Here is a 12,845-nt window from a genome sequence, read left to right on the forward strand (position 1 = left end):
TACTGATTCGCGCAATCCCGATTCATATCAAAATTCCAATTTTTTCTATTATTTATACTGTGTCGCATTCTTGATACCGGACAATCTCATGTCAGTAAGTTCTTTTAACCGACGCTGGGCGGCGGTGATCCTTGAAGCCCTGACTCGCCATGGCGTCAGGCACGTGTGTATTGCACCGGGTTCTCGTTCAACCCCGCTGACGCTGGCGGCCGCTGAAAACCGGGCATTTATTCACCACACTCATTTTGATGAACGCGGGCTTGGCCATCTGGCGCTGGGGCTGGCGAAAGTCAGCAACGAGCCTGTGGCGGTGATTGTGACCTCCGGTACCGCGGTGGCAAACCTCTATCCGGCGCTGATCGAAGCCGGATTAACCGGGGAGAAACTGATCCTGCTGACCGCGGATCGTCCCCCCGAGCTTATCGACTGTGGTGCCAACCAGGCCATTCGTCAGCCGGGCATCTTTGCCTCATATCCTTCACAGGCAATTGCGCTACCGCGTCCCACTCAGGATATTCCGGCAAGCTGGCTGGTCTCGACAATCGATCATGCCATCGGGACACTGCGCGGCGGGGCGCTGCATATTAACTGTCCGTTTGCCGAACCGCTGTATGGCGAAATGGATGACACCGGTCTTGAATGGCAGCGCACCCTGGGTGAGTGGTGGCAAAGTGAAAAGCCGTGGCTGCGTGCACAACCGCATCCTGAAAGCGCCAGACAACGTGACTGGTTCTTCTGGCGGCAGAAACGTGGCGTGGTGGTTGCCGGGCGCATGAGCGCCGCACAAGGCAAGCTGGTTGCGGAATGGGCGCAAACCCTTGGCTGGCCGCTGATTGGCGACGTACTTTCCCAGACCGGTCAGCCGCTGCCGTGTGCCGATCTCTGGCTGGGGAATGCGAAGGCGGTCACCGAGCTTGCGCAGGCGCAGATTATTATCCAGCTCGGCTCAAGCCTGACCGGCAAACGGTTACTGCAGTGGCAGGCTACCTGTGATCCAGAAGAGTACTGGCTGGTGGACTCGCTGGAAGGGCGGCTCGACCCGGCGCACCATCGTGGTCGTCGTCTGGTCAGTGAGATTGATGCCTGGCTTGCGCTCCATCCAGCTGAAAAACGCAAGCCCTGGGCCGTTGCGATCCCGGCGCTTTCGGAACAGGCCTGGGCGTTAACCCAGGCGAGCTGCGAAACGTTCAGTGAGGCCGGGCTGGCACACCGTATTCGTCAGTATCTGCCCGAGCAGGGGCAGCTGTTTGTCGGCAACAGTCTGGTGGTTCGCCTGATAGATGCCTTTTCAAAGCTGCCAGCCGGTTACCCGGTCTACAGTAACCGGGGGGCCAGCGGCATTGACGGGTTGATCTCCACGGCGGCGGGCGTACAGCGTGCCAGCGCGAAGTCTACGCTGGCAATCGTTGGCGATCTCTCCGCGCTGTACGACCTCAATGCCCTGGCGCTGCTGCGTCAGGTTTCGGCACCGTTTGTGCTGATTGTGGTTAACAACAACGGTGGACAGATTTTCTCCCTGCTGCCCACCCCGCAGAGCGAACGTGAGCGTTTCTATCTGATGCCGCAGAACGTGCAGTTTGAACACGCCGCGGCAATGTTCAGCCTGAAATACCATCGCCCGGAAAGCTGGGAAGCGCTTGATGCGGCCCTGAGCAGCGCCTGGCGACAGCCCGGTGCGACGCTGATCGAACTGGTGGTGAACGATGCTGACGGCGCGCAGAAACTGCAAAGCCTGCTGGCCCAGGTAAGCCACCTGTGATCCTCGCGGGCGTGCAGCAGGCTGGAAAGCCAGGTTATCCCTGGCTGGTCTTTTTGCACGGTTTTTCCGGGGATTGCCGCGAGTGGCAGACGGTCGGGGCGGCGCTGGGCGATTACCCGCGGCTGTATCTCGACCTGCCGGGGCACGGTGGTTCCGGCAATACTGGCGTGACCGGGTTCGAGGAGATGAGCGATTTGCTGACCCGAACCCTGCTTAGTTACAACATACTGAATTTCTGGCTGGTGGGGTACTCCCTCGGCGGCCGCATTGCGATGTTCCATGCCTGCCAGCAGCCAGAGGGGCTGAAGGGCATTATTGTGGAAGGCGGCCATCCCGGGCTACAGGATGCCGGTGAGCGGAGTGCGCGGCTGGCATCCGATCGCCGCTGGGCGCGGCGCTTTCGCACCGAATCGCTCGACGTGGTTTTCACCGACTGGTACCGACAACCCGTATTTGCTTCCCTGACGGACGTTCAGCGGCAGGCGCTTATTCGCCTGCGTAGCCAGAACAATGGCGCGACTCTGGCGATGATGCTCGAGGCCACCTCGCTGGCCGTGCAGCCTGATTTGCGTCCGGCACTGAGCGCCTGCAACGTCGCTTTTGATTATTTATATGGTGAACGTGATGAGAAGTTCAAAGCCCTTGCGGCTGAACTGTACTCCGTACGCCATGCGATCCCCCATGCTGGACACAACGCCCACCGGGAAAACCCCGCTGCGGTTGCTGCGAGTCTGGCTCAGATACTGCGTCTTCGAATAAAGGACTCTCTATGATCTATCCTGATGAACACATGCTCTATGCGCCGGTTGAATGGCAAGACTGCTCCGAAGGTTACTCCGACATTCGTTACCACAAATCCGCAGACGGCATTGCCAAAATCACCATCAACCGCCCGCAGGTGCGTAACGCGTTCCGTCCGCTGACCGTCAAAGAGATGATTCAGGCGCTGGCAGACGCGCGCTATGACGACAACATCGGTGTTATCGTCCTGACCGGCGAAGGTGAAAAAGCGTTCTGTGCCGGTGGCGATCAGAAAGTGCGCGGCGATTACGGCGGATACCAGGATGACTCTGGCGTTCACCACCTGAACGTGCTCGATTTCCAGCGCCAGATCCGCACCTGTCCAAAGCCGGTGGTGGCGATGGTGGCTGGCTACTCCATCGGCGGCGGCCATGTGCTTCACATGATGTGTGACCTGACCATTGCCGCAGAGAACGCCATCTTTGGCCAGACGGGCCCGAAAGTGGGTTCGTTCGATGGTGGCTGGGGGGCTTCCTACATGGCTCGCATTGTCGGTCAGAAAAAAGCCCGCGAAATCTGGTTCCTGTGCCGTCAGTACACTGCTCAGGAAGCGCTGGATATGGGCCTGGTGAACACCGTGGTGCCAATTGCCGACCTCGAGAAAGAGACCGTGCGCTGGTGTCGTGAAATGCTGCAAAACAGCCCAATGGCGCTGCGCTGCCTGAAAGCGGCCCTGAATGCCGACTGTGACGGTCAGGCAGGTCTGCAGGAGCTGGCAGGTAACGCCACCATGCTGTTCTACATGACCGAAGAAGGGCAGGAAGGTCGCAACGCCTTTAACGAAAAACGCCAGCCTGACTTCAGCAAATATAAACGGAATCCGTAATGCGTCGCGCGCAGGTTTACCGCTGGCAGATACCGATGGACGCGGGCGTGGTGCTGCGTGAACGGCGGTTAAAAACCCGTGATGGCATGCTGGTGCATCTGCAGCAGGGCGAGCAGGAAGGCTGGGGCGAGATTTCGCCGCTGCCGGGTTTTAGCCTTGAATCGCTGGAGGACGCGCAGGCGGTATTGCTGGCGTGGGCCAGTGAGTGGCGTGAGGGCGCGAACCCGGCGTTGCCGGAGGTGCCTTCCGCGGCTTTTGGTATTAGCTGCGCGCTGGCGGAGCTGGACGGTAGCTTGCCTGCAGAGGCTAATTACCGCGCGGCACCGCTCTGTACGGGCGATCCGGATGAACTGTTTGCGCTGCTCGCCGCCATGCCGGGCGAGAAAGTGGCGAAAATCAAAGTCGGTCTCTATGAAGCGGTGCGCGATGGGATGGTCGCTAACCTCTTACTGGAAGCATTGCCCGACCTGCATCTGCGTCTGGATGCTAACCGCGCCTGGACGCCGCTGAAGGCGCAGCAGTTCGCGAAGTACGTAAACCCGGCGTACCGCAGTCGCATCGCGTTTCTGGAAGAGCCGTGTAAAACCCGCGACGATTCCCGGGCGTTTGCCCGTGAAACCGGCATTGCCATCGCGTGGGATGAAAGCCTGCGTGAAGACGGCTTTGCGTTTGTCGCCGAACCGGGTGTCCGCGCGGCGGTCATTAAACCGACGTTGACCGGCAGCCTTGCTAAGGTACGTGAGCAGGTCGCGGCGGCCCATGCCGCCGGGCTGACGGCGGTCATCAGCTCTTCGATTGAGTCCAGCCTGGGGCTAACCCAACTGGCGCGCGTTGCCGCCTGGTTAACGCCAGACACTGTCCCCGGTCTCGATACGCTGAACCTGATGCAAAATCAGCTTATCCGCCCGTGGCCAGACAGCACGCTGCCGCTCCTTGACGTTGAGGGGCTGGAGCCATTGCTATGAGTTTTACCGACTGGCCGTGGCGACACTGGTGCGCGCAGTATGCTGATAAACCGGCCCTGAGGCTGAACGATGAGACGCTCAGCTGGCAACAGCTGTGTGCGCGCATCGACAGACTGGCCGCAGGCTTTCAGCAGCAGGGTGTGCAGGAGGGCGACGGCGTACTGCTGCTGGCGCATAATCACCCGCAAACCCTGATGGCGTGGCTGGCATTGCTTCAGTGCGGGGCACGTATTCTTCCCGTTAACCCGCAGCTGCCGCATCCGCTGCTGGACGTGTTGCTCCCGCAGATGACGCTGCGCTTTGCCCTGGTGCTGGACGGCGTCTACGACGGGCTGGTGGCACTCAGCATGCGCGAGGCACCGGGTGGGTGTCGCGTGGCGTGGCAACCGTCGCGGCTGGCTTCCATGACGCTGACATCCGGTTCAACCGGTTTACCCAAGGCGGCGGTCCATACCTGTGCCGCCCATCTTGCCAGTGCACGCGGCGTGCTTTCGCTGATGCCCTACGGCGATGAAGACGACTGGCTGCTCTCCCTGCCGCTGTTTCATGTCTCCGGGCAGGGGATTTTGTGGCGCTGGTTGCAGGCTGGCGCGCGCTTAACCGTCCGCGAGAAGCAGCCGCTGGCGCAGGCCCTGCAGGGCTGTACGCATGCCTCACTGGTACCGACGCAGCTCTGGCGTCTGCTTAATGCACACCAGCCTGTCGCGCTAAAAGCCGTACTGCTTGGCGGGGCCGCGATCCCTGTTGACCTGACTCAGCAGGCGAGCCAGCGGGGGATCCGCACTTTCTGTGGCTACGGTCTGACGGAGTTTGCCTCAACGGTTTGTGCCAAAGAGGCGGACGGTGAACCGGACGTCGGCGCTGCGTTGCCGGGCAGAGAGGTGCGGGTGGTTGATGGTGAAGTGTGGATCAAAGCGCAAAGTATGGCCGCAGGTTACTGGCGGGACGGTGCATTGATTCCGCTGACCAATGCACAGGGCTGGTTTGCCACCCGCGATCGCGGGGAATGGCATGACGGGCGCCTGACGATCCTTGGCCGAATGGACAACCTCTTTTTCAGCGGGGGCGAAGGGATCCAGCCGGAAAGCCTTGAGCGGGTTATTGCCCGCCATCCGCAGATAAACCAGGCGTTTATCGTCCCACTCGATGACGCCGAGTTCGGTCAGCGTCCGGTGGCGGTGGTGGAGTGTGAACCGGGAACCGATATCACCGGCTTCCCGGCGTGGGTACAGGGTAAACTGGCGCGCTTTGAGCAGCCAGTGCACTGGCTGATGCTGCCGGCAGAGCTCAAAAATGGCGGGATTAAGATCTCCCGCCAGGCATTAAAACAGTGGGTCACCCGTCTGTTGAAAGGATAATCAACCGATATCCGGTGCCGGTTTGCGCTGGCGGCGACGCAGCAGACGCAATACCGGCGGAACCACAATCACCAGGATGGCCATCGCTAACAGCACCTTCGTCACGCTGCTGTCCCACAGAATAGACATATTGCCGTTGCTGATGGACAAGGCGCGGCGCAGGTTCTGCTCCAGCATCTCTCCCAGCACAAAGCCTAAAATCAGCGGTGACATCGGGAAGTGCATCTTACGCAGGATGTAGCCCAGTACGCCAAGCAGCACCATCAGCACCAGATCGAAAGTGGTGCTGTGTACCGCATACACCCCCACCGCAGAGACGGCCGCGATAGCCGGCACCAGGAACCACAGGGGAATTGTCAGCATCCGGGTGAACAGACCAATCAGCGGAATGTTCATGACCAGCAGCATCACGTTGGCGATCAGCAGCGCTGCAATCAACCCCCAGACAATATCCGGCTGCTCGGTAAACATGGCCGGTCCAGGCGTAATGTTATAGAGCGTCAGCGCGCCCATCATCACCGCCGTGGTGCCCGAGCCCGGCACGCCAAGGGTCAGCATCGGGATAAACGAACCGCAGGCCGAGGCGTTATTCGCAGCCTCTGGGGCCGCTACCCCGCGAATGTCGCCCTTGCCGAAGCTGTCACTGTTGCCGCTGAGCTTTTTCTCGGTCATGTAGGTGATGGCGCTGGCGATAGTGGCCCCGGCCCCCGGCAGAATACCGACGAAGAAGCCAATCACCGACGAACGCAGCGTCGCGCCGATACACTGTGCGCCCTCTTTGGCACTGAAAAGCATGCGGCCCGTTTTACGCACCAGCGTCTGTCCGCTGCTGGTATGCTCCAGCATCAATAAAATTTCAGAGACCGAGAACAGGCCAATCACGACCACGATAAACTGCACGCCGTCGGAAAGGTGCACGCTGTCAAAGGTAAAGCGATAAACCCCGGTGTTGGCATCCACGCCGACGGTGGCTAACCCTAAGCCAATCAGCGCGGACAAAAACGATTTCAGCGGATTCTGCGCCATCATGCTGCCGAGACAGGCGATGGCAAAGACCATCAGCGCAAAATACTCTGCCGGACCAAACGCCAGCGACCACTGGGCCAGCGCTGGGGCAAACAGAATGATACCGCCGATGGCAATCAGCGAACCACAAAACGAACTGACCGCGGAGATGGACAGCGCCACGCCACCGCGACCCTGCCGTGCCATCGGGTAGCCATCCAGCGCGGTCATAATGGCCGCCGCATCGCCGGGCACGTTCAGCAGGATGGATGAAATACGCCCGCCATATTCACAGCCGATATACACCGTCGCCAGCAGGATCAGCGCCGATTCCGCAGGCAAATGCAGGGCAAACGCCAGCGGGAGTAAAATGGCGACGCCGTTAATCGGCCCAAGGCCGGGCAGCAGACCCACAATGGTCCCGACAAAGCAGCCGATCAGGGCTATCACCAGGTTTTCCGGGGTCATCGCCACGGCGAACCCCTGCGAGAGATAAATCCAGGTATCCATAGCGTGCTCCGTTAATTAAACCATGCGCCGAGCGGTAAGGTCACATCCAGCAGGCGGTCAAAGGCAAACCACAGCAAGATCCCCATTACCGCGCCGGAAATCCCCGCCGCCGGGAGGGTGGCGTTAAACAGCATGCCGATCACCATCGTCAGGATGGCGGTTGCCACCGGAAAACCGAGCCACTCAAAACCCCAGGCGTACATCAGCAGAACAATGACCATCACCAGCAGACGCTGCAGAATACGGCGCGGTGGCCACTCTACGGTATCCGGATGACGGAGCAGCAGGGCCACCGAGCAGAGCAGCATCAGTCCAACAATGCCCATCGGGAAGGGGCGCGGCCCCACCGGTTCATAGCTGTATTCGCTGTGGATCTGCCAGGCGACGAACATCCCACCGACGCAGAGCAGCAGCCAAATCCCGGCAAAAATACGATCGCTCATACCGCCTCCGGTTATTTGGCAAGGCCAAAGGCTTTCGCCTGTTCGCGATAGTCATTGACCTGTTTTTTGACGTACTCATCCAGCGGCTTGCCGCTCAGGTTGAACTCAAACAGCCCGCGCAGATCGCGCTGCTTTTTAAACGCTTCGGTCTGCTGGAGTTTATTGAAGGTTTCGACCCACCACTGATATTCGGCATCGGTCACTTTTGGCCCGACGAAGAAACCGCGGATAATCGGCCAGACCAGGTCATAGCCCTGTTCTTTTGCGGTAGGAACGTTCGCCAGCTGGCCCGGCAGGCGGTTCTCAGAGAAGACCGCCAGCACGCGGATTTTATCGCCGTTCAGGTAGGGCACCATTTCACTGAGATCGCCGGATACCGCCTGAACGTGATTTCCCATCAGCGCCGTCACCGGTTCGCCGCCCCCTTCAAACGCCACGTAGCGCATCTTGTGAGGATCAACCTTCGCCTGCTGTGCCAGCAGGGCGGCTTTCATCCAGTCCTGGCTGCCGATGGAGGCACCGGCACCAATCACCACGCTGTTCGGATCTTTTTCCATGGCGGTCAGCAGGTCTTTCAGGGATTTCCAGGGTGAATCCGCGCGCACGGCAATCATGCCGTAGTCGGTACCGACGGTTGCCAGCCAGCGCACGTCATCCACGCCGTAGCGGCCAAACTTCCCCTGAGACAAGTTCAACAGCGAGCCACCGGAGAAAGCCACCACCGTGCCGGCTTCCGCAGGGCGTTGCGCGACAATCGCGTTGTACGCAACGGCACCCACGCCGCCGGGCATATAGGTCACGCGCATGGGTTTTGCGATAGCGCCGGTCTCCAGCATGCTGACCTGAATGAGTTTGCAGGTGAGATCGAAACCGCCGCCGGGTTTCGCCGGCGCGATGCACTCGGTGCGGGACGGGGCATCCTGCGCCTGAACGACAGAGGCACTTATCATCAATACGCTTGCAGCAAGAGTCGAAAGTAGTTGTTTTTTCATCGTTTATCCTCACGCCGGAGTTCCGGGAGTACGGGTACGGGTCTTTTTTCTGATTATGTGAACCACCTTGTAGCGGTTCCGTTGCGTGATTGTTAAAACAATAACCTTTCATTTCCCTTTCAATGCGACACCAACTTTACAGGATGTGATATGCGTCTCTTACTCGCGGAAGATAATCGTGAGCTGGCTCACTGGCTGGAGAAAGCGCTGGTGCAGGAGGGCTTTGCCGTGGACTGCGTTTCTGACGGGCGCGCCGCCGACTATCTGCTGCAGGGAGAAAGCTATGCGGTTGCCATTCTGGACATCGGAATGCCCGGCTTTGACGGTCTGGAGGTCGTGCATCGTCTGCGTAAACGCGGTCAGACGCTGCCCGTCCTGTTTCTCACCGCGCGCAGCAACGTGGCGGACCGGGTGAAAGGGCTCAACGCCGGGGCGGATGATTATCTGCCGAAACCGTTTGAGCTGGAGGAGCTTGACGCGCGGCTGCGCGCCCTGTTGCGCAGAAGCGAAGGGCGAACGCAGGAGCGTCAGCGCCTTGGGGAGCTAGAATATGACGACGAAGGCTTTTTCCTGCTGCGCGACGAGCCTCTGTCGCTCACGCCGCGTGAACTGTCGCTGCTGAAGGTGTTGATGCATCGCCGGACCCGGCCCGTTTCCCGACAGCAGCTGTTCGATCAGGTGTTTAGCCTGAATGACGACGTTAGCCCGGAGAGTATCGATCTCTATATTCATCGTCTGCGCAAAAAGCTCAGCGGTAGCGGCGTGAGGGTTACCACCCTTCGCGGACTGGGTTATGTGCTGGAGTGCGGCGATGAGGTGGGTTAAGCCGCAGTCGCTTTACCTGCAACTGCTGCTGTTTCTTGGGCTTCCGTTGTTGTTGCTGTGGGGGTTGTCGGCATTTAACAGCTATGTCAGCGCATTGCAGGCGGCCACGCAGGCTTACGACCGCACGCTGTTATCCTCTGCCCGAACAATATCGGAGCGGCTGGAGGTTCACGACGGCAGGCTGGGCGTGAATGTTCCCTGGGTGGTGCTCGACAGCTTTGAACTCAATATGAACGACCGGCTCTATTATAAAGTGGTTGATCCCGACGGGCGGGTAATCTCGGGTTATGACGATCTGCCCCGGATGCCCCCGGCAACATCCCGCACCACGCTCTATCCGGCGCTGGCCTGGTTTTATCACACCGAATATCGCGGGCAGGCGATCCGTGTCGCGCGTCTGCTGCAGCCCGTCAATGAAGGGAATATCGTCGGCATGGCGGAGATTTATGTCGCGGAGACGCTCCAGTCCCGCCGCTATCTCGCCAGTCAGTTGCTCTTTTCATCATGGGTCTCTCAGGGATTGCTGGTGCTGCTGACCCTGGTGTTAACCGCGTGGTTGTTGCGTCGCGTACTGCGCCCAATGCGTCAGCTCTCTTCGCTGATGGTGCGCCGTGATCCAGGCCTGCTCGCGCCGCTGCCGGAGTTGTTGCCCTGGTCTGAGACCCGGCTGCTGATTGTGGCGTTCAACCGCTATATCGACAGGCTGCGCGGCGTGCTGTCGCGTCAGGAACGCTTCAACGCGGATGCCTCGCATCAGCTCAAAACCCCGCTGGCGGTGCTGAAAACCCAGGTCTCCGTTGCCCTGACGCGTCAGGATCCCGCCCTCTGGCAGGAGAGCCTGCGGGCAATGAATGCGACCCTGGATGACACCATTGTACTGACCGAACGGCTGCTGCAGCTTTCCGCGGTGAAGCGTAAGGAGCAGGGGGAGGGCCAGTTTGCACCGGTGGATTTGGTTCAGGTGGTGCAAAACTGCTGCTTCTCCCGGCTGGCGCAGGCGCGCAGTAAAGCGATTGACCTGGGCTATGACGGTCTGCAGCAGCCGCTCATGATCGAAGGCGATGACGTGCTGCTGGGGGAGTTGTGCGCCAACCTGCTGGAGAATGCGATCAAATATACCCCTGCAGAAGGGACAGTGACCGTGTTCCTGCGAACAGATCAGGGCGCCGTTGAGCTGAGCGTGGAGGACAGTGGTCCGGGCATCGAAGAGGACCAGATTCAGCAGGCGATGCTGCCTTTCCACCGGCTGGATAACGTCGGAGATGCCGCCGGGTCAGGGATCGGGCTGGCGCTGGCCGCTGATATTGCCCGTCTGCACCGAAGCCCTTTGCAGCTGACGCGCAGCGAAACGCTGGGTGGCCTGAGCGTTAAAATGCGTTTTCTGCTGCTCACGTAAAAAAACACCGGGTATCAAATCGTTACAAACTACTCGCCTGCCGCACGCAGAGTGCTTGATCCCCGGGCGACTCAGGTTAAAATCTCGCGGTTTTGGGACTTCTCTATAAAATTGTGCGGGATCACGACAATGAAAAAAGTGGCATTAGTGGGCTTAGGCCTGATGGTTGTTTCTTCGGCGGCGAACGCCATCAGCTTCAACGGCTCGGCGGGTCAGGATTATACTCACCTCGGCTTTGGCCTTGGGACCGAGACCTCCGGTCTGGCGATGACCGGCGGCTGGACACATAACGATGACGATGGCGATGCGGCAAGCCTCGGCCTGGGTCTGAACATTCCGCTTGGCCCGTTCCTGGCTACCGTGGGCGGTAAGGGGATTTACACTAACCCGAACGACGGTGATGAAGGTTACGCGGCGGCGGTAGGCGGCGGCCTGCAGTGGAAAATTGGCGATAGCTTCGGCCTGTTCGGCGAGTATTACTATTCACCGGATTCGCTCTCCAGCGGTATCGACAGCTATGAAGAAGCCAACGCGGGCGCGCGCTGGACCATCATGCGTCCGATTACGATTGAAGCAGGCTATCGCTATCTGAACCTGGCGGGTAAAGACGGCAACCGCGACAACGCACTGGCTGACGGCCCGTACGTGGGGGTCAGCGCAGGGTTCTAATCACGCCGGCGCGGCATTCTGTCGCGCCAGTTTCTCTCTTCTCCCGACATCCATTTGCGCTATAGTGTTTTGACCATATAAGCGGGAGAACACAATGATTAACGTGGAGATGTTATCCACCGGCGACGAAGTGCTGCATGGACAAATTATTGATACCAATGCTGCCTGGCTTGCCGATCTTTTCTTTGAGCAAGGATTACCGTTAACGCGCCGCAATACGGTGGGCGACAATCTTGAGTCACTGGTGAATGTGCTGCGCGAGCGTAGCGAACACGCCGACGTGTTGATTGTGAACGGCGGGCTCGGTCCCACCAGCGACGATCTCAGCGCCCTGGCCGCCGCGACCGCAAAAGGTGAAGGGCTGGTGCTGCATGAAGAGTGGCTGGCGCAGATGGAGCGTTTCTTCTCAGAACGTGGCCGTGTTATGGCACCCAGCAACCGCAAGCAGGCGGAAATTCCCGCCAGCGCCGAACTGGTCGATAACCCCGTGGGTACCGCGTGTGGGTTTGCCATTACGCTCAACCGCTGCCTGATGTTCTTCACGCCGGGCGTACCGTCAGAATTTAAAGTGATGGTCGAGCAGCAGATCCTGCCGCGCCTTCGCGAACGTTTTACCCTGCCTGAGCCTCCGCTCTGCCTGCGTCTGACCACGTTTGGCCGTTCCGAAAGCGATCTGGCCCAGAGTCTTGATCATCTCTCCCTGCCACCCGGTGTCTCAATGGGCTACCGCTCCTCCATGCCCATCATTGAACTCAAGCTGACAGGACCGGCCTCAGAGAAGGCGGCGATGCTGGCGCTCTGGCCGGAGGTGCAGCGCGTGGCAGGTGAAAGCCTGATCTTTGAAGGCACCGAGGGGCTGCCGGCGCAGATTGCGTCGCATCTGCAGTCTCGCCAGCTGAGCGTGACCTTAAGCGAACAGTTCACCGGCGGCCTGCTGGCGCTACAGCTGTCGCGCGCCAGTGCGCCGCTGTTGGCCAGTGAAGTGGTGCCGTTCCAGCAGGAAACGCTGGCGCAGACCGCGCGCTGGGCTTCGGAAAGAAGAGTGAAACATTTTGCTGGCCTGGCGCTGTTTGTGGGGGGGCTGGATGAGGAACATCTCAACTTTGCGCTGGCGACGCCGGAAGGCACGTATGCTTTGCGGGTTAAAATGAGCATTACCCGCCACAGTCTGGCGGTACGTCAGGAGGTCTGCGCCATGATGGCGCTGAACATGCTGCGCCGCTGGCTGATGGGTAAAGAGGTGGCCAGCGAGCACGGCTGGATTAATGTTGTCGAATCGCTGTTTGTTGAGTGATG

12 protein-coding genes are annotated in these 12,845 nt (G+C 59.7%); 9 read left to right on the forward strand and 3 right to left on the reverse strand.

What is annotated here, in order from left to right:
• Positions 1-88: 88 nt before the first annotated feature.
• Genes menD through menE form a run of 5 tightly spaced genes read left to right on the forward strand, consistent with a single transcriptional unit; the run spans position 89 to position 5,709 of the window.
• The gene (menD, locus tag F8561_RS19550; RefSeq protein WP_151887796.1) at positions 89-1,759 is read left to right on the forward strand and encodes a 2-succinyl-5-enolpyruvyl-6-hydroxy-3-cyclohexene-1-carboxylic-acid synthase; all 1,671 of its coding nucleotides are present in this window, start codon (positions 89-91) and stop codon (positions 1,757-1,759) included.
• Positions 1,756-2,532, forward strand: a complete 777-nt coding sequence (gene menH / locus F8561_RS19555) for a 2-succinyl-6-hydroxy-2,4-cyclohexadiene-1-carboxylate synthase (RefSeq protein ID WP_151887797.1) — start codon at positions 1,756-1,758, stop codon at positions 2,530-2,532. Before menD ends, menH begins: the two co-directional genes overlap by 4 nt.
• Positions 2,529-3,386 carry a 1,4-dihydroxy-2-naphthoyl-CoA synthase gene (gene menB / locus F8561_RS19560; protein ID WP_014170982.1) on the forward strand — a complete coding sequence of 286 codons (858 nt, stop codon included), beginning with the start codon at positions 2,529-2,531 and terminating at the stop codon, positions 3,384-3,386. The genes menH and menB overlap by 4 nt, the downstream gene beginning before the upstream one ends.
• Positions 3,386-4,351 (forward strand): o-succinylbenzoate synthase, encoded by a 966-nt coding sequence (menC, locus tag F8561_RS19565; RefSeq protein ID WP_151887798.1) that lies wholly within the window; start codon positions 3,386-3,388, stop codon positions 4,349-4,351. The genes menB and menC overlap by 1 nt, the downstream gene beginning before the upstream one ends.
• Positions 4,348-5,709, forward strand: a complete 1,362-nt coding sequence (gene menE / locus F8561_RS19570) for an o-succinylbenzoate--CoA ligase (protein ID WP_151887799.1) — start codon at positions 4,348-4,350, stop codon at positions 5,707-5,709. Before menC ends, menE begins: the two co-directional genes overlap by 4 nt.
• On the opposite strand, the gene F8561_RS19575 is transcribed toward menE, so the two are convergent.
• Genes F8561_RS19575 through F8561_RS19585 form a run of 3 tightly spaced genes read right to left on the reverse strand, consistent with a single transcriptional unit; the run spans position 5,710 to position 8,659 of the window.
• A complete protein-coding gene (locus F8561_RS19575) occupies positions 5,710-7,224 on the reverse strand; it encodes a tripartite tricarboxylate transporter permease (protein WP_014170979.1) in 1,515 nt (504 codons plus the stop codon).
• Positions 7,225-7,235: 11 nt separating this feature from the next.
• Positions 7,236-7,667 carry a tripartite tricarboxylate transporter TctB family protein gene (locus tag F8561_RS19580; RefSeq protein WP_020883153.1) on the reverse strand — a complete coding sequence of 144 codons (432 nt, stop codon included), beginning with the start codon at positions 7,665-7,667 and terminating at the stop codon, positions 7,236-7,238.
• An 11-nt stretch (positions 7,668-7,678) separates the two neighbouring features.
• Entirely contained in the window at positions 7,679-8,659 is a 981-nt protein-coding gene (locus F8561_RS19585) for a Bug family tripartite tricarboxylate transporter substrate binding protein (RefSeq protein WP_014170977.1), read from the reverse strand.
• A gap of 150 nt (positions 8,660-8,809) precedes the next feature.
• On the opposite strand from F8561_RS19585, the gene tctD reads away from it, so the two are divergent.
• The 4 genes from tctD (at position 8,810) to F8561_RS19605 (ending at position 12,843) form a co-directional block, all read left to right on the forward strand.
• Positions 8,810-9,484 carry a transcriptional regulator TctD gene (tctD, locus tag F8561_RS19590; protein ID WP_151887800.1) on the forward strand — a complete coding sequence of 225 codons (675 nt, stop codon included), beginning with the start codon at positions 8,810-8,812 and terminating at the stop codon, positions 9,482-9,484.
• Positions 9,471-10,880 (forward strand): sensor histidine kinase, encoded by a 1,410-nt coding sequence (locus F8561_RS19595; protein ID WP_151887801.1) that lies wholly within the window; start codon positions 9,471-9,473, stop codon positions 10,878-10,880. Before tctD ends, F8561_RS19595 begins: the two co-directional genes overlap by 14 nt.
• 129 nt (positions 10,881-11,009) lie before the next feature.
• Positions 11,010-11,549, forward strand: coding sequence for a YfaZ family outer membrane protein (locus F8561_RS19600; protein WP_020883156.1), 540 nt, complete (start codon positions 11,010-11,012; stop codon positions 11,547-11,549).
• A 94-nt stretch (positions 11,550-11,643) separates the two neighbouring features.
• Entirely contained in the window at positions 11,644-12,843 is a 1,200-nt protein-coding gene (locus F8561_RS19605) for a nicotinamide mononucleotide deamidase-related protein YfaY (protein ID WP_025203597.1), read from the forward strand.
• Positions 12,844-12,845 lie beyond the last annotated feature (2 nt).

Source organism: Enterobacter sp. 198, from assembly GCF_009025585.1.
Taxonomy (GTDB): domain Bacteria; phylum Pseudomonadota; class Gammaproteobacteria; order Enterobacterales; family Enterobacteriaceae; genus Enterobacter; species Enterobacter ludwigii.

Excerpts from the sequence above, each read along its gene's own strand:
- menD (WP_151887796.1), top strand. The coding sequence starts at position 89 with ATGTCAGTAAGTTCTTTTAACCGACGCTGGGCGGCGGTGATCCTTGAA.
- menB (WP_014170982.1), top strand. The coding sequence starts at position 2,529 with ATGATCTATCCTGATGAACACATGCTCTATGCGCCGGTTGAATGGCAA.
- menC (WP_151887798.1), top strand. The coding sequence starts at position 3,386 with ATGCGTCGCGCGCAGGTTTACCGCTGGCAGATACCGATGGACGCGGGC.
- menE (WP_151887799.1), top strand. The coding sequence starts at position 4,348 with ATGAGTTTTACCGACTGGCCGTGGCGACACTGGTGCGCGCAGTATGCT.
- F8561_RS19575 (WP_014170979.1), bottom strand. The coding sequence starts at position 7,224 with ATGGATACCTGGATTTATCTCTCGCAGGGGTTCGCCGTGGCGATGACC.
- F8561_RS19580 (WP_020883153.1), bottom strand. The coding sequence starts at position 7,667 with ATGAGCGATCGTATTTTTGCCGGGATTTGGCTGCTGCTCTGCGTCGGT.
- F8561_RS19585 (WP_014170977.1), bottom strand. The coding sequence starts at position 8,659 with ATGAAAAAACAACTACTTTCGACTCTTGCTGCAAGCGTATTGATGATA.
- tctD (WP_151887800.1), top strand. The coding sequence starts at position 8,810 with ATGCGTCTCTTACTCGCGGAAGATAATCGTGAGCTGGCTCACTGGCTG.
- F8561_RS19595 (WP_151887801.1), top strand. The coding sequence starts at position 9,471 with ATGAGGTGGGTTAAGCCGCAGTCGCTTTACCTGCAACTGCTGCTGTTT.
- F8561_RS19600 (WP_020883156.1), top strand. The coding sequence starts at position 11,010 with ATGAAAAAAGTGGCATTAGTGGGCTTAGGCCTGATGGTTGTTTCTTCG.
- F8561_RS19605 (WP_025203597.1), top strand. The coding sequence starts at position 11,644 with ATGATTAACGTGGAGATGTTATCCACCGGCGACGAAGTGCTGCATGGA.